The following is a 12,803-nucleotide window of genomic DNA, read 5'->3' as shown; positions in this document are numbered from 1 at the left end:
CCACCGGGCATAAAAAAAACCGGCTCCCTACGGGAGCCGGTTTTCGTATCGGCCTTGAGTCGCGCGACGCGAGGATCAGTCCTCGGCGGCTTCCTCGACGACCGGACGGTCGACCAATTCGACGTAGGCCATGGGGGCGTTGTCGCCGGTGCGGTAACCGCACTTCAGCACACGGACGTAACCGCCCGGACGCTCGGCATAACGCGGACCCAGCTCGTTGAAGAGCTTGCCGACCGTTTCCTTGGAACGGGTACGGCTGAAGGCCAGGCGCCGGTTGGCGACGCTGTCCTGCTTGGCCAGAGTAATCAGCGGCTCGATATGACGACGCAGTTCCTTGGCCTTGGGCAGGGTTGTCTTGATCACTTCGTGCTCGACCAGCGACACGCACATGTTCTTGAACATGGCCTGACGATGTGAGCTGGTACGATTCAGGTGACGACCACTCTTACGATGACGCATGGTTGTGATTCCTTACCAAACTGGGACTCGAGTCGACGCTCACGCGGAGGCCTTGTCGTCCTTCAGGCTAGCGGGCGGCCAGTTCTCCAGCCGCATGCCGAGGGACAGACCGCGGGCGGCCAACACGTCCTTGATCTCGTTCAACGACTTCTTGCCGAGGTTCGGGGTCTTCAGCAGCTCCACCTCGGTGCGCTGGATCAGGTCCCCGATGTAATAGATATTCTCGGCTTTCAGACAGTTGGCGCTGCGAACGGTCAACTCGAGATCGTCCACGGGGCGCAGCAGGATCGGATCGATGTGATCCTCTTCCTCCTCGACTTCCTGTTCCTTGTCGGCTTCCAGGTCGACGAACGCGGCCAGCTGCTCTTGCAGGATGGTAGCGCTGCGACGGATCGCCTCTTCCGGATCCAGGGTACCGTCGGTTTCCAGATCGATGATCAGCTTGTCGAGGTCGGTGCGCTGTTCGACACGCGCCGCTTCGACGGAGTAGGAAACCCGACGGACGGGGCTGAAGGTCGCATCCAGCTGCAGGCGGCCGATGGCGCGAGACTCATCGTCGGCGTCGCCACGCACGTCGGCCGGCTCGTAGCCACGGCCACGCGCGATCTTGAGCTGCATCTTCAGCTCGGCTCCCTCGTTGACGTGGGCGATGACATGCTCGGGATTGACGACCTCGACATCATGGTCGAGGGCGATGTCACCCGCTGTCACGACGGCCGGGCCCTGCTTGTTCAGCGAGAGCACCGCCTCGTCGCGGCTATGCATCTTGATCGCCACGTCCTTGAGGTTCAGGAGGATCTCGATGACATCTTCCTGGACACCCTCAATCGCGCTGTACTCATGGTCGACACCGGCAATCTCGGCTTCCACCACGGCACAGCCGGGCATGGACGAGAGCAGGATGCGACGCAGTGCATTCCCCAGCGTGTGGCCGAAACCACGCTCGAAGGGTTCGAGCACGATCTTCGCGTGATGTGCGCTGATCTCTTCGACCTTGATATCGCGAGGACGGAGAAACTCTGTCACTGAACGCTGCATATGAACACCTTTCAGGCTGCCAAACGGATACTCGGTTCTGAGGGCCGCTTCCCCATCGGGAAGCGGCGCGGCCCGGCCGCTTATTTCGAGTACAGCTCGACGATCAGGTTTTCGTTGATGTCGGCAGACAGGTCACCGCGTTCAGGCAGAGCCTTGAAAGTGCCTTCCATCTTCTTGGCATCGGTCTCGACCCAGGCCACGTCACCACGGTTGGCGGCGATGCCCAGGGCATTCTGGATGCGGGCCTGGTTCTTGGCCTTCTCGCGAACGGAGACCACGTCCCCCGGCTTGACCTGGTAAGACGCCACGTTGACGGTCTTGCCATTGACGGCGATCGCCTTGTGGCTGACCAGCTGACGCGCCTCGGAACGCGTGGAGCCGAAGCCCATGCGGTAGACGACGTTGTCCAGTCGGGATTCGAGCAGTTGCAGCAACAGCTCACCGGTCGCGCCCTTCAGACGGGCCGCTTCCTTGTAGTAGTTGCGGAACTGCTTCTCGAGCACGCCGTACATGCGACGTACTTTCTGCTTCTCGCGAAGCTGCAAGCCGTAGTCGGAAATACGCTGACGACGCTGGCCGTGCACACCCGGGATCTGCTCGGATTTGCACTTCTTCTCGAAGGGAGTGACACCGCTCTTCAGAAAGAGGTCGGTGCCTTCACGACGAGACAGTTTGCACTTCGGTCCAATGTAACGAGCCATGAATCTGTCTCCTTAAACGCGGCGTTTCTTCGGCGGACGGCAGCCATTGTGGGGAATGGGCGTCGCGTCGGTGATGCTTTGCACGCGGAAGCCGGCGGCATTGAGTGCACGCACGGCGGATTCACGACCCGGACCGGGGCCTTTGACCAGCACGTCGACGTTTTTCACACCATACTCGGCTGCAGCGGTCGCTGCACGTTCACTTGCCACTTGAGCAGCGAACGGGGTGCTCTTGCGAGAACCACGAAAACCCGAACCACCGGCAGTCGCCCAAGAGAGCGCATTGCCCTGGCGGTCTGTGATCGTAATGATCGTGTTGTTAAAAGAGGCGTGGATATGCGCGACCGCATCCACTACCTGCTTTTTAACCTTTTTACGGTTGCTACGCGGGTTAGCCATGTTGATGTCTATTCCTGTCGTTACGCCAGAACGTGCGTGTTATTTGCGGATCGGCTTGCGCGGGCCCTTGCGGGTACGCGCATTGGTCTTGGTACGCTGACCGTTCAGCGGAAGACCACGACGATGACGCAGACCACGATAGCAACCCAGGTCCATGAGACGCTTGATGTTCAGCGTCACATCACGACGAAGATCGCCTTCAACGGTATACTTGCCGACCTCGGTACGCAGGGTGTCCACTTCCTCAGAGGACAGGTCCTGAACCTTGGTGGTCGGTGCAATGCCGGCCGCGACACAGATTTCCTGAGCGCGTGTACGGCCAATCCCGAAGATATAGGTCAGCGAGATCGCCGCATGCTTGTTGTCCGGGATATTGACGCCTGCTATACGGGCCATCAGCTTACTCCGAAGTTTACGAAAAACCGCTTGAACGGCTTGACGGGGCGAACCGCAGTGCTGCGCTTCGCGCCGCTCACCGATTCACTCGGTATTTTCTGAGCGGCTTGCTCGTTTGATCATCTACAAAAGGCGCAACAGCATACCCCTTTCCCTACCAAAGGGCAAGGGGCATGCCGGCACCCGGTTCATCACAACCCAGGGCTTTCAGCCCTGGCGCTGCTTGTGCCGCGGCTCGCTGCAGATGACGCGCACGGCGCCATTGCGACGAATGATCTTGCAGTTACGGCACATTTTCTTCACGGAAGCTCGAACTTTCATCGTTCTTTCTCCAAATTCGGCTCTCGGCCGCCCAAATCGATCGGCGGCGCCTTCAGCGCATGATGCCGCCGCTGCCGTAGCCTTTCAGGTTCGACTTCTTCATCACTGACTCATATTGATGCGACATGAGGTGCGATTGCACCTGGGCCATGAAGTCCATGATGACCACTACCACGATCAACAGCGACGTACCGCCAAAGAAGAACGGCACGTTCCAGGCCACGATCAGGAACTGGGGCATCAGGGAAACCGCAGTGATGTAGAGAGCACCAAACAAGGTCAGACGCGTCATGACCTTGTCGACGTAGCGAGCGGTCTGCTCGCCGGGACGGATACCCGGCAGGAAAGCTCCCGACTTCTTGAGATTGTCGGCAACATCCTTGGGGTTGAAGACCAGCGCTGTGTAAAAGAAGCAGAAGAATACCACCGCCGCCGCGAAAAGCAAGATGTAAAGCGGCTGACCGGGCCCCAGTGCCTGGGATGCCCGCTGCAACCACTCCATGCCATCCCCGGCACCGATCCACTGTCCCAGCGATGCCGGGAACAGCAGGATGCTCGAGGCGAAGATCGCCGGAATCACACCCGCCATGTTGACCTTCAGCGGTAGATAGCTGCTCTGACCAGCATACATCTTGTTGCCGACCTGACGACGTGGGTAATTCACCGTGAGGCGGCGCTGGCCTCGCTCGATGAACACCACGAAGGCCACGGTGGCGATGCCCAGCGCGGACAGGGCCAACAGCGGCAGCACGTTCCAGGCGCCTTCATTGCGGGCCAGCTCGAAGGCCTGTCCCACGGCACCCGGCAACCCGGCGACGATCCCCGAGAAGATCAGCAGCGAAATACCGTTGCCGATGCCCTTCTCGGTGATCTGCTCACCCAGCCACATCAGGAACACCGCCCCGCACACAAAGGTCACGATAGCGGTGAAATAGAAACTGAAATCGGCCGTATAGGCGATCCCCTGGCTCGCCAGGCCTACCGACATGCCGGTAGCCTGAATGAGCGCCAGGAGCACGGTGCCGTAGCGCGTGTACTGGCTGATCTTGCGGCGGCCGGCCTCGCCTTCCTTCTTCAACTGCTCGAGCTGGGGCGAGACCGCGGTCAGCAGCTGCATGATAATCGACGCCGAGATATAGGGCATGATGCCCAGGGCGAGGATACTCATGCGTTCCAGGGCACCGCCCGAGAACATGTTGAACATGCCCAGGATGGTGCCCTGCTGCTCCCTGAACAAGGCAGCAAGCTGGTCAGGATTGATACCGGGAACGGGGATGTGGGCACCGATACGGTAGACCACGATGGCGAGGAGCACGAAGCGCAGACGCGCCCACAGTTCACTCAGACCGCTGCCCATCGCCGGCATGTTTCCTGACTTGGCCATTTAGTCCTCTACCTTGCCGCCGGCGGCTTCGATCGCGGCGCGGGCACCCTTGGTGACCTTGAGGCCGCGGACGGTAACCGCCTTGTTCAGTTCGCCGGAAAGGATCACCTTGGCATACCGCGTGGCATCCTTGAGCACGTTGGCTTGCTTGAGGGTGTCGAGGGTGACTTCGCCACCTTCGACCCGGGCCAGTTCGGCCAGGCGGACTTCCTCGGAAGCCAGCGCCTTGGCGGAAGTGAAACCGAACTTCGGCAGACGACGCTGCAGCGGCATCTGGCCGCCCTCGAAGCCGGGCTTCACGCTACCGCCACTACGCGACTTGAGACCCTTGTGGCCACGGCCACCGGTCTTGCCCAGACCGGAACCCATGCCACGGCCGACGCGCTTATCGGCGTGCTTGGAGCCCGGTGCCGGGCTCAGGCTATTGAGTTTCATGGATTACTCTCCCTCAACACGCACAAGGTAGTTGACCTTGTGGATCATGCCGCGCACGGCAGGGGTGTCTTCCAGTTCGACCGTATGACCGATGCGACGCAGGCCGAGGCCCTTCATGGTGGCCTTGTGCTTGGCCAACACGCCGATGGTACTGCGGGTCTGGGTAACCTTAATCGTTGCTGACATGGTCCTTACCCCGTGATCGCTTCGACTGACAGACCGCGCTTGGCGGCCACGTCTTCCGGCGACCGTTGGGCAGTCAGACCATTGACGGTCGCTCGCACCACGTTCACCGGGTTGGTTGAGCCGTAGCACTTGGCCAGGACGTCGTGGACGCCGGCCAGCTCGAGCACGGAACGCATGGCGCCGCCAGCGATGATCCCGGTACCTTCGGAAGCCGGCTGCATGTAGACCTTGGAGGCGCCGTGACGGGCCTTGACGGAATACTGCAGCGTGCTGCCGGACAGGTTGACCTTGACCATGTTGCGACGCGCTTGGTCCATGGCTTTCTGGATCGCCACCGGGACCTCGCGAGCCTTGCCGCGACCGAAGCCGACACGACCGTTACCGTCGCCGACGACAGTCAGGGCGGTGAAGCCGAAGATTCGGCCACCCTTGACCACCTTGGCGACACGGTTGACCTGCACGAGCTTTTCCTGCAGATCGCCGTTTTGCTGTTCGTTCTTCGCCATCGTAAAACCCTTTAGAATTCCAGGCCGCCTTCACGAGCGGCGTCGGCCAGGGCCTTGACGCGGCCGTGGTACTTGAAACCGGCGCGATCGAAAGCCACTTGGGTGATGCCAGCCTGCTTGGCGCGCTCGGCAATCATTTCGCCGACCTTGCTGGCGGCGTCGACATTGCCGGTCGCTCCCTCGCGCAGCGTCTTGTCCAGCGTCGAAGCACTGGCCAGGACCTTTCCACCATCCGGCGAGATGATCTGCGCGTAGATGTGGCGCGGGGTACGATTGACGCACAGGCGATGCACGCCCAGCTCGCGGATCTTGGCACGAGCGCGGCGGGCACGACGGAGACGAGATTCTTTCTTCGCGTTCATAACCCTGCCTTACTTCTTCTTGGCTTCTTTGCGACGGATCTGCTCGTCGCCATACCGAATACCCTTGCCCTTGTAGGGCTCGGGCGGACGGAAGGCGCGGATTTCCGCGGCAACCTGGCCGAGCTTCTGCTTGTCCGCGCTCTTCAGCACGATAGTGGTGTTCTTCGGCGTTTCAGCCGTGACACCTTCAGGCAGTTCATAGTCGACCGGGTGGGAGAAGCCCAGTGTCAGGTTGAGCGTCTGGCCTTTCGCTTGTGCACGATAACCGACGCCGTTGATTTCGAGGGTCCGGGTGAAGCCCTCGGACACACCCGTGACCAGGTTCTGAACCAGGGCACGAGTAGTGCCGACCATCGCCCAGCTCTTGGCGGACTCGCTCGGCTGGAAAGTCAGCTGACCCTCTTCCTGGCCGATTGCCACGTCGGGATGCACGGCCATGGACAGCGAGCCCTGGCCTCCCTTCACGGACAGCTGGTCGCCATCGAGCTTGATCTCGACGCCGCTGGGCAGTTTAACCGGATATTTGGCTACGCGGGACATTCCAAACTCCTAGAATACGGTGCAGATGACTTCACCACCGACACCAGCCTGACGAGCCGCGCGGTCGGTCATCACCCCCTGGGAGGTGGTGACGATCGCGATACCCAGGCCATCGGCAACCTTGGGCAGGGAATCCTTGCCCTTGTAGCTGCGCAGAGACGGCTTGGAGACCCGCTGCAGATGCTCGATGACCGGCTTGCCTTCGAAGTACTTGAGTGTCACGTTCAGCTCAGGCTTGACCGAGCCGCTGACGTCATAGTCAGTGACGTAACCTTCTTCCTTCAGCACGCGGGCCACCTCGACCTTGAGCTTGGAGGACGGCATGGAAACCGTCTCCTTGGTGGCCATCTGCGCATTGCGGATACGGGTGAACATATCCGCCAGAGTGTCTTGCATGCTCATTTACGTTGCGCTCCTGATGATTCTACGTGGCGTTACCAGCTGGACTTCTTGAGTCCGGGCACGTCGCCACGCATGGCGGCTTCACGCAGCTTGTTGCGGCCAAGACCGAACTTGTTGTAGTAGCCGTGCGGACGACCGGTGACGCGGCAGCGATTGCGCTGGCGAACCGGGCTGGAGTCACGCGGCAGCTGCTGCAACTTGAGCTGTGCGTCGAAGCGCTCTTCGTCGGAAGCGTTCACGTCCTGGATAATCGCCTTGAGCTCGGCGCGCTTGGCGGAGAACTTCTCCACCAGCTTGGCGCGCTTCGCTTCACGCTCTACCATGCTTTTCTTTGCCATGATCCCACCCTTATTTCTTGAACGGGAAGTTCAGCGCGCCGAGCAGCGCACGACCTTCTTCATCAGTGTTGGCGGTGGTGGTAATGGTGACATCCAGACCACGGATCCGGTCGATCTTATCATATTCGATCTCCGGGAAGATGATCTGCTCACGCACCCCCATGGAGTAATTGCCACGACCGTCGAAGGACTTCGGGTTGAGACCACGGAAGTCACGAACGCGGGGGATCGCGATATTCACCAGGCGATCGAGGAAGTCCCACATGCGCTCACGACGCAGAGTCACCTTGATCCCGATCGGCCAGCCTTCACGCACCTTGAAGCCCGCGATGGACTTGCGTGCCTTGGTTACCAGCGGCTTCTGACCGGACAGCTTCTCCAGGTCGCCGATGGCGTTGTCGATCAGCTTCTTGTCGCTGATCGCGTCGCCGATGCCCATGTTCAGAGTCACCTTGGTGATCCGGGGCACCTGCATCACGTTGGCGTAGCTGAACTGCTCTTGCAGCTGAGCCGCCACCTCGTTTTGATAACGTTCTTTCAAGTTCGCCATTTTGCTACCCGACTCGCGTTAAGCGTCGATCTGCGCTTGCGTCGACTTGTAGATACGTACCTTGGTACCGTCTTCCTGAACCTGGAAGCCGACGCGATCCGCTTTACCGGTCTCCTGGTTGAAGATGGCAACGTTGGACGCGTGAATCGGAGCCTCGCGCTCGACGATACCGCCCTGATTACCCGCCATGGGGTTGGGCTTGGTGTGACGCTTGATCATGTTCACACCGGACACGACATAACGCTCGTCCTTGAGGACGCGCTTGACCGTGCCACGCTTGCCCTTGTCCTTGCCGGCGATGACGATCACTTCGTCGTCACGTTTGATCTTTTGCATATCCGCCTCGCTCCTTACAGCACTTCAGGCGCCAAGGAAATGATCTTCATGAACTTCTCGTTGCGAAGTTCACGGGTCACCGGCCCAAAGATCCGGGTACCAACCGGCTGTTCGTTGATGTTGTTCAACAAAACCGCCGCATTTCCATCGAAGCGAATCAGCGAGCCGTCATTACGACGGACGCCACTACGGGTGCGAACCACTACCGCCTTGAGGACCTGGCCTTTCTTGACCCTGCCACGCGGGATAGCTTCTTTCACCGTGACCTTGATGATGTCACCCACGCGGGCATAACGGCGGTGGGAACCGCCGAGCACCTTGATGCACTGCACCCGGCGCGCCCCGCTGTTGTCGGCGACATCCAGCATTGTCTGAGTCTGAATCATCGGTTTTCTCCAAACCTAATCTGACTGCGCAGGCTTGACTGGCGTTAGCCGATCAACCCTTGGCCTGTTCGACGACTTCGACCAGCGTCCAAGCTTTCTTCTTGGACAGCGGACGGCACTCCTCGATGGACACCGTGTCACCGGCCTTGGCCTGGTTGGTCGCGTCGTGGGCGTGCAGCTTGGTGGAGCGCTTGACATACTTGCCATAGATCGGGTGGCGCTCACGACGCTCGATCATGACGACGATGGACTTGTCCATCTTGTCGCTCACCACCTTGCCGGTGAGCGTACGGGCTTTCTTTGCTTCGGCCATCTCAGACACCTGCCTTCTCGTTGAGCACAGTCTTCACACGGGCAATATCCCGACGAACCTGCTTGAGCAGATGAGTCTGGCTCAGCTGGCCGGTGGCCTTCTGCATGCGCAGGTTGAACTGCTCACGGAGGAGTTCGAAGAGCTGCTCCTGGAGCTGTTCTGCTGACTTCTCGCGAATTTCCTGGGCTTTCATCACATCACCGTCCGTTTCACAAAGGTGGTGGAGACCGGGAACTTCTGTGCGGCCAGGCTGAACGCCTCGCGAGCCAGCTCCTCGGATACGCCTTCGATCTCGTACAGGACACGGCCGGGCTGGATCTGTGCGACCCAGTACTCGACAGAGCCCTTACCCTTACCCATGCGGACTTCCAACGGCTTCTTGGAAATCGGCTTGTCGGGGAAGACCCGGATCCAGATCTTGCCGCCACGCTTGACGTGACGCGTGATGGCACGACGACCGGCCTCGATCTGACGGGCGGTGACACGGCCACGACCAGTGGCCTTGAGGCCATACTCGCCGAAGCTTACCTTGTTGCCGCGATGCGCGAGGCCGCGATTACGGCCCTTCTGCACCTTGCGGAACTTGAGACGCTTGGGTTGTAACATCGATTCGCTCTCCCCTTACCTGGAACCTTTCTTCTTGGAGGGCGCGCCTTGAGACTGCTTGGCCTTGGCGCGGACCTCCTCGATGCCCCCGAGGATTTCACCTTTGAAGATCCAGACCTTGACACCGATGATGCCGTAGGTGGTCTTGGCTTCGTAGGTGGCGAAGTCGATGTCCGCACGCAGGGTATGCAGCGGCACGCGACCCTCGCGGTACCACTCGGTACGGGCGATTTCCGCACCGCCGAGGCGGCCGGAGAGCTGCACCTTGATACCGCCAGCGCCCAGGCGCATGGCGTTCTGGACGGAACGCTTCATGGCACGACGGAACATCACGCGACGCTCGAGCTGGCCGGCGATGTTCTGCGCGACGAGCTTGGCGTCGAGCTCCGGCTTGCGGACTTCCTCGATGTTGACGTGCACCGGCACGCCCATCATCTGAGCAAGATCACGGCGAAGCTTGTCGACATCCTCGCCCTTCTTGCCGATCACGATACCCGGACGTGCGGTATGGATGGTGATACGGGCGTTGTTGGCCGGACGCTCGATGATGATGTTGCTTACCGAGGCGTTCTTCAGGCGCTCCTCGAGGAAACGACGCACCTCGAGATCGTTGTTCAGCTTGTCGGCATAGGCGCCGCGCTCGGCATACCAGACCGAGGTATGGTCCTTGACGATACCCAGGCGGATGCCTGTCGGATTGACTTTCTGACCCATCTGGTCGACTCCTACTTCTCGGCTACCTTGACGGTGATGTGGCAGGTGCGCTTCAGGATACGGTCCGCACGGCCCTTGGCCCGCGGCCGAATGCGCTTGAGCGTCATGCCCTCATCGACGCAGATGGTCGAGACACGCAGCTCGTCGATATCCATGCCGTTGTTTTCTTCCGCGTTCGCAATGGCGGACTGCAGCACTTTCTTGACCAGCTTGGAGGCCTTCTTCGGGGAGAAGGTCAGCAGGTCGAGTGCCTCGGCGACCGGTTTACCGCGCACCTGGTCAGCCACCAAACGGGCCTTCTGGGCGGATAAACGAGCGCCACGCAGCTTTGCTGTGACTTCCATCTCTAATCCTCTCTCGGCTTACCGTTTGGCTTTCTTGTCCGCCGCATGACCGCGATACGTGCGGGTGGCAGCGAATTCGCCCAGCTTGTGGCCAACCATTTCCTCGGAGACATGCACCGGGACGTGTTGGCGACCGTTATGGACTGCAATGGTGAGCCCGACCATGTTGGGCAGGATCATGGAACGACGCGACCAGGTCTTGATCGGTTTGCGGTCGTTCTTTTCCACTGCAACCTCAACCTTCTTCAACAGGTGAAGGTCAATAAAAGGACCTTTCTTCAGTGAACGTGGCACAGCCGTTACCTCTTGATGTCTTGGCGTTGGATCTTACTTCCGGGCCTTGCGGCGACGGATGATCAGCTTGTCGGTGCGCTTGTTCTTGCGGGTCTTGTGGCCCTTGGTGGGGATGCCCCACGGAGACACCGGATGACGACCACCGCTGGTGCGGCCTTCACCACCACCATGCGGGTGATCCACCGGGTTCATGGCCACGCCGCGAACAGAGGGGCGCACGCCTCTCCAGCGTTTCGCACCGGCCTTGCCAAGCTGACGCAGGCTGTGCTCGGTGTTGCTCACTTCACCCAGGGTCGCACGGCACTCGGCCAGCACCTTGCGCATCTCGCCGGAGCGCAGACGCAGGGTGGCATAGTTGCCTTCGCGAGCGACCAACTGCGCGCTGGTGCCGGCACTGCGAGCAAGCTGAGCGCCCTTGCCGGGCTTGAGCTCGATGCAATGCACGGTAGAACCCAGCGGGATATTGCGCAGCGGCAGGGTGTTACCCTTCTTGATCGGCGCGTTCACGCCGGACTCGAGGCGATCACCAGCACTCACCCCGCGCGGGGCAATGATGTAGCGACGCTCGCCGTCCAGGTACTTGAGCAGCGCGATGTGGGCGCTGCGGTTCGGATCGTGTTCCAGACGCTCGACGATGGCCGGAACGCCATCCTTGGTGCGCTTGAAATCGATGATCCGATAGTGCTGACGATGTCCACCGCCCACGTGGCGGGTGGTGATACGACCGTTGTTGTTACGCCCACCGGACTTGGACTGCTTCTCGAGCAACGGCGCGTAAGCGCGGCCCTTGTGCAGTTCCTCGCCGACGATCTTGACGACGTGGCGACGACCGGCGGATGTGGGTTTAGTCTTGACGATTGCCATGATCCGTACTCCTGCCCTTATTCGGCGCCAGAGAAGTCTTCAAGCGTTTCGCCGGCGGCCAGTGTCACGTACGCCTTGCGATAACCCTTGCGCTGACCGAGACCGTTCGCGCTGCGCTTGGTCTTGCCCTTGACGTTCAGCACCTGAACGCGGTCAACCTTCTTGCCGAACAGTTCCTGCACGGCGACCTTGATCTCGGGCTTGGTCGCGTCGTCCGCCACCTTGAACACGTACTGGTTGCGCTCGGCGGCCATGGCGGCCTTCTCGGTCACGTGCGGACCCAGCAGCACCTTGAATACACGTTCCTGGTTCATGCCAGCTTCTCCTCGAATTTGCGCAGAGCGGAGACGGTGGCCAGCACCTTGTCGAAGGCAACCAGACTCACCGGGTCGGCGGCGGCGACATCCACCACATCCACGTTGGGGATGTTGCGGGCGGCGAGGTAGAGGTTCTCGTCAACCTCTTCGGTAACGATCAGCACCTTCTCCAGGCCCAGCTCGCCCAGCTTGGCGACCAGCTGCTTGGTCTTGGGGCTCTCGACGCCGAAGGCATCGACGGCTACCAGGCGTTCCTGACGAACCAGCTCGGACAGGATCGAACGCATGGCCGCACGGTACATCTTGCGGTTAACCTTCTGGGAGTGGTCCTGCGGACGAGCCGCGAAGGTCACGCCACCGGCACGCCAGATCGGCGAACGGATGGTACCGGCGCGGGCACGGCCGGTGCCCTTCTGACGCCACGGCTTCTTGCCGCCGCCACGCACGTCGGAACGGTTCTTCTGGGCGCGGGTGCCCTGGCGACCACCAGCCAGATAGGCGGTGACGACCTGATGCACGAGCGCTTCGTTGAATTCTTTGGCGAAGGTGGCGTCGGACACTTCGACGGTGCCGGCACCGGCGCCTGCAAGATTCAGATTCATCGGTTAACTC

General features: G+C 60.6%; 26 protein-coding genes. All 26 read right to left on the bottom strand.

Annotated features, from left to right (window positions below; translation table 11 throughout):
- Positions 1-75: 75 nt before the first annotated feature.
- The 26 genes from rplQ to rplD all read right to left on the bottom strand — a co-directional run bounded on the left by rplQ (position 76) and on the right by rplD (position 12,793).
- Positions 76-459, bottom strand: a complete 384-nt coding sequence (rplQ, locus tag HSDC_RS11810) for a 50S ribosomal protein L17 (RefSeq protein WP_013331017.1) — start codon at positions 457-459, stop codon at positions 76-78.
- Positions 460-498: 39 nt separating this feature from the next.
- Entirely contained in the window at positions 499-1,497 is a 999-nt protein-coding gene (locus HSDC_RS11805; protein ID WP_064700151.1) for a DNA-directed RNA polymerase subunit alpha, read from the bottom strand.
- An 80-nt stretch (positions 1,498-1,577) separates the two neighbouring features.
- Positions 1,578-2,198 carry a 30S ribosomal protein S4 gene (gene rpsD / locus HSDC_RS11800; protein ID WP_064700150.1) on the bottom strand — a complete coding sequence of 207 codons (621 nt, stop codon included), beginning with the start codon at positions 2,196-2,198 and terminating at the stop codon, positions 1,578-1,580.
- 12 nt (positions 2,199-2,210) lie between these two features.
- A complete protein-coding gene (gene rpsK / locus HSDC_RS11795; protein ID WP_013331014.1) occupies positions 2,211-2,597 on the bottom strand; it encodes a 30S ribosomal protein S11 in 387 nt (128 codons plus the stop codon).
- Positions 2,598-2,636: 39 nt separating this feature from the next.
- Positions 2,637-2,993: a 30S ribosomal protein S13 gene (gene rpsM / locus HSDC_RS11790; protein ID WP_064700149.1), complete on the bottom strand. Its 357-nt coding sequence runs from the start codon at positions 2,991-2,993 to the stop codon at positions 2,637-2,639.
- A 207-nt stretch (positions 2,994-3,200) separates the two neighbouring features.
- On the bottom strand, positions 3,201-3,314 hold the full coding sequence (gene rpmJ / locus HSDC_RS11785) for a 50S ribosomal protein L36 (protein ID WP_008959154.1): 114 nt from the start codon (positions 3,312-3,314) through the stop codon (positions 3,201-3,203).
- A gap of 52 nt (positions 3,315-3,366) precedes the next feature.
- Positions 3,367-4,698, bottom strand: coding sequence for a preprotein translocase subunit SecY (gene secY, locus HSDC_RS11780; protein WP_064700148.1), 1,332 nt, complete (start codon positions 4,696-4,698; stop codon positions 3,367-3,369).
- Positions 4,699-5,133: a 50S ribosomal protein L15 gene (gene rplO / locus HSDC_RS11775; RefSeq protein WP_064700147.1), complete on the bottom strand. Its 435-nt coding sequence runs from the start codon at positions 5,131-5,133 to the stop codon at positions 4,699-4,701.
- 3 nt (positions 5,134-5,136) lie between these two features.
- The gene (gene rpmD, locus HSDC_RS11770; protein WP_013331010.1) at positions 5,137-5,319 is read right to left on the bottom strand and encodes a 50S ribosomal protein L30; all 183 of its coding nucleotides are present in this window, start codon (positions 5,317-5,319) and stop codon (positions 5,137-5,139) included.
- Between the two features lie 5 nt (positions 5,320-5,324).
- Positions 5,325-5,825, bottom strand: a complete 501-nt coding sequence (gene rpsE, locus HSDC_RS11765) for a 30S ribosomal protein S5 (RefSeq protein ID WP_064700146.1) — start codon at positions 5,823-5,825, stop codon at positions 5,325-5,327.
- A gap of 11 nt (positions 5,826-5,836) precedes the next feature.
- Positions 5,837-6,187, bottom strand: coding sequence for a 50S ribosomal protein L18 (gene rplR, locus HSDC_RS11760; protein WP_064700145.1), 351 nt, complete (start codon positions 6,185-6,187; stop codon positions 5,837-5,839).
- Between the two features lie 9 nt (positions 6,188-6,196).
- Positions 6,197-6,727, bottom strand: coding sequence for a 50S ribosomal protein L6 (gene rplF, locus HSDC_RS11755; RefSeq protein ID WP_064700144.1), 531 nt, complete (start codon positions 6,725-6,727; stop codon positions 6,197-6,199).
- A 9-nt stretch (positions 6,728-6,736) separates the two neighbouring features.
- On the bottom strand, positions 6,737-7,129 hold the full coding sequence (gene rpsH / locus HSDC_RS11750) for a 30S ribosomal protein S8 (RefSeq protein ID WP_064700143.1): 393 nt from the start codon (positions 7,127-7,129) through the stop codon (positions 6,737-6,739).
- A 32-nt stretch (positions 7,130-7,161) separates the two neighbouring features.
- The gene (rpsN, locus tag HSDC_RS11745) at positions 7,162-7,467 is read right to left on the bottom strand and encodes a 30S ribosomal protein S14 (RefSeq protein ID WP_013331005.1); all 306 of its coding nucleotides are present in this window, start codon (positions 7,465-7,467) and stop codon (positions 7,162-7,164) included.
- 10 nt (positions 7,468-7,477) lie between these two features.
- Entirely contained in the window at positions 7,478-8,017 is a 540-nt protein-coding gene (rplE, locus tag HSDC_RS11740) for a 50S ribosomal protein L5 (RefSeq protein WP_013331004.1), read from the bottom strand.
- A gap of 18 nt (positions 8,018-8,035) precedes the next feature.
- Positions 8,036-8,353 (bottom strand): 50S ribosomal protein L24, encoded by a 318-nt coding sequence (rplX, locus tag HSDC_RS11735; protein WP_064700142.1) that lies wholly within the window; start codon positions 8,351-8,353, stop codon positions 8,036-8,038.
- Between the two features lie 14 nt (positions 8,354-8,367).
- Complete coding sequence (gene rplN, locus HSDC_RS11730) at positions 8,368-8,739, bottom strand: 50S ribosomal protein L14 (protein ID WP_064700141.1); 372 nt, start codon at positions 8,737-8,739, stop codon at positions 8,368-8,370.
- Positions 8,740-8,791: 52 nt separating this feature from the next.
- Positions 8,792-9,052: a 30S ribosomal protein S17 gene (rpsQ, locus tag HSDC_RS11725; RefSeq protein WP_064700140.1), complete on the bottom strand. Its 261-nt coding sequence runs from the start codon at positions 9,050-9,052 to the stop codon at positions 8,792-8,794.
- 1 nt (position 9,053) lies between these two features.
- Entirely contained in the window at positions 9,054-9,245 is a 192-nt protein-coding gene (gene rpmC, locus HSDC_RS11720) for a 50S ribosomal protein L29 (RefSeq protein WP_013331000.1), read from the bottom strand.
- Positions 9,245-9,658 carry a 50S ribosomal protein L16 gene (gene rplP / locus HSDC_RS11715; protein WP_013330999.1) on the bottom strand — a complete coding sequence of 138 codons (414 nt, stop codon included), beginning with the start codon at positions 9,656-9,658 and terminating at the stop codon, positions 9,245-9,247. The genes rpmC and rplP overlap by 1 nt, the downstream gene beginning before the upstream one ends.
- A gap of 15 nt (positions 9,659-9,673) precedes the next feature.
- Positions 9,674-10,372: a 30S ribosomal protein S3 gene (rpsC, locus tag HSDC_RS11710; protein WP_064700139.1), complete on the bottom strand. Its 699-nt coding sequence runs from the start codon at positions 10,370-10,372 to the stop codon at positions 9,674-9,676.
- An 11-nt stretch (positions 10,373-10,383) separates the two neighbouring features.
- Positions 10,384-10,716 carry a 50S ribosomal protein L22 gene (gene rplV / locus HSDC_RS11705; protein ID WP_013330997.1) on the bottom strand — a complete coding sequence of 111 codons (333 nt, stop codon included), beginning with the start codon at positions 10,714-10,716 and terminating at the stop codon, positions 10,384-10,386.
- 18 nt (positions 10,717-10,734) lie between these two features.
- Entirely contained in the window at positions 10,735-11,010 is a 276-nt protein-coding gene (gene rpsS / locus HSDC_RS11700; RefSeq protein WP_013330996.1) for a 30S ribosomal protein S19, read from the bottom strand.
- Between the two features lie 33 nt (positions 11,011-11,043).
- Positions 11,044-11,874: a 50S ribosomal protein L2 gene (rplB, locus tag HSDC_RS11695; RefSeq protein ID WP_064700138.1), complete on the bottom strand. Its 831-nt coding sequence runs from the start codon at positions 11,872-11,874 to the stop codon at positions 11,044-11,046.
- A gap of 17 nt (positions 11,875-11,891) precedes the next feature.
- Positions 11,892-12,188, bottom strand: a complete 297-nt coding sequence (gene rplW, locus HSDC_RS11690; RefSeq protein WP_064700137.1) for a 50S ribosomal protein L23 — start codon at positions 12,186-12,188, stop codon at positions 11,892-11,894.
- Entirely contained in the window at positions 12,185-12,793 is a 609-nt protein-coding gene (gene rplD / locus HSDC_RS11685; protein WP_064700136.1) for a 50S ribosomal protein L4, read from the bottom strand. Before rplD ends, rplW begins: the two co-directional genes overlap by 4 nt.
- Positions 12,794-12,803: the final 10 nt, after the last annotated feature.

The sequence above is a fragment of the Halomonas caseinilytica genome, from assembly GCF_001662285.1.
In the GTDB taxonomy this organism is placed as follows: domain Bacteria; phylum Pseudomonadota; class Gammaproteobacteria; order Pseudomonadales; family Halomonadaceae; genus Halomonas; species Halomonas caseinilytica.
This window is presented reverse-complemented; position numbering and strand designations above follow the sequence as displayed.

What these genes read in the sequence shown, in the direction of transcription:
- rplQ (WP_013331017.1), bottom strand. Translation starts at nt 459, where the DNA reads ATGCGTCATCGTAAGAGTGGTCGTCACCTGAATCGTACCAGCTCACAT.
- HSDC_RS11805 (WP_064700151.1), bottom strand. Translation starts at nt 1,497, where the DNA reads ATGCAGCGTTCAGTGACAGAGTTTCTCCGTCCTCGCGATATCAAGGTC.
- rpsD (WP_064700150.1), bottom strand. Translation starts at nt 2,198, where the DNA reads ATGGCTCGTTACATTGGACCGAAGTGCAAACTGTCTCGTCGTGAAGGC.
- rpsK (WP_013331014.1), bottom strand. Translation starts at nt 2,597, where the DNA reads ATGGCTAACCCGCGTAGCAACCGTAAAAAGGTTAAAAAGCAGGTAGTG.
- rpsM (WP_064700149.1), bottom strand. Translation starts at nt 2,993, where the DNA reads ATGGCCCGTATAGCAGGCGTCAATATCCCGGACAACAAGCATGCGGCG.
- rpmJ (WP_008959154.1), bottom strand. Translation starts at nt 3,314, where the DNA reads ATGAAAGTTCGAGCTTCCGTGAAGAAAATGTGCCGTAACTGCAAGATC.
- secY (WP_064700148.1), bottom strand. Translation starts at nt 4,698, where the DNA reads ATGGCCAAGTCAGGAAACATGCCGGCGATGGGCAGCGGTCTGAGTGAA.
- rplO (WP_064700147.1), bottom strand. Translation starts at nt 5,133, where the DNA reads ATGAAACTCAATAGCCTGAGCCCGGCACCGGGCTCCAAGCACGCCGAT.
- rpmD (WP_013331010.1), bottom strand. Translation starts at nt 5,319, where the DNA reads ATGTCAGCAACGATTAAGGTTACCCAGACCCGCAGTACCATCGGCGTG.
- rpsE (WP_064700146.1), bottom strand. Translation starts at nt 5,825, where the DNA reads ATGGCGAAGAACGAACAGCAAAACGGCGATCTGCAGGAAAAGCTCGTG.
- rplR (WP_064700145.1), bottom strand. Translation starts at nt 6,187, where the DNA reads ATGAACGCGAAGAAAGAATCTCGTCTCCGTCGTGCCCGCCGCGCTCGT.
- rplF (WP_064700144.1), bottom strand. Translation starts at nt 6,727, where the DNA reads ATGTCCCGCGTAGCCAAATATCCGGTTAAACTGCCCAGCGGCGTCGAG.
- rpsH (WP_064700143.1), bottom strand. Translation starts at nt 7,129, where the DNA reads ATGAGCATGCAAGACACTCTGGCGGATATGTTCACCCGTATCCGCAAT.
- rpsN (WP_013331005.1), bottom strand. Translation starts at nt 7,467, where the DNA reads ATGGCAAAGAAAAGCATGGTAGAGCGTGAAGCGAAGCGCGCCAAGCTG.
- rplE (WP_013331004.1), bottom strand. Translation starts at nt 8,017, where the DNA reads ATGGCGAACTTGAAAGAACGTTATCAAAACGAGGTGGCGGCTCAGCTG.
- rplX (WP_064700142.1), bottom strand. Translation starts at nt 8,353, where the DNA reads ATGCAAAAGATCAAACGTGACGACGAAGTGATCGTCATCGCCGGCAAG.
- rplN (WP_064700141.1), bottom strand. Translation starts at nt 8,739, where the DNA reads ATGATTCAGACTCAGACAATGCTGGATGTCGCCGACAACAGCGGGGCG.
- rpsQ (WP_064700140.1), bottom strand. Translation starts at nt 9,052, where the DNA reads ATGGCCGAAGCAAAGAAAGCCCGTACGCTCACCGGCAAGGTGGTGAGC.
- rpmC (WP_013331000.1), bottom strand. Translation starts at nt 9,245, where the DNA reads ATGAAAGCCCAGGAAATTCGCGAGAAGTCAGCAGAACAGCTCCAGGAG.
- rplP (WP_013330999.1), bottom strand. Translation starts at nt 9,658, where the DNA reads ATGTTACAACCCAAGCGTCTCAAGTTCCGCAAGGTGCAGAAGGGCCGT.
- rpsC (WP_064700139.1), bottom strand. Translation starts at nt 10,372, where the DNA reads ATGGGTCAGAAAGTCAATCCGACAGGCATCCGCCTGGGTATCGTCAAG.
- rplV (WP_013330997.1), bottom strand. Translation starts at nt 10,716, where the DNA reads ATGGAAGTCACAGCAAAGCTGCGTGGCGCTCGTTTATCCGCCCAGAAG.
- rplB (WP_064700138.1), bottom strand. Translation starts at nt 11,874, where the DNA reads ATGGCAATCGTCAAGACTAAACCCACATCCGCCGGTCGTCGCCACGTC.
- rplW (WP_064700137.1), bottom strand. Translation starts at nt 12,188, where the DNA reads ATGAACCAGGAACGTGTATTCAAGGTGCTGCTGGGTCCGCACGTGACC.
- rplD (WP_064700136.1), bottom strand. Translation starts at nt 12,793, where the DNA reads ATGAATCTGAATCTTGCAGGCGCCGGTGCCGGCACCGTCGAAGTGTCC.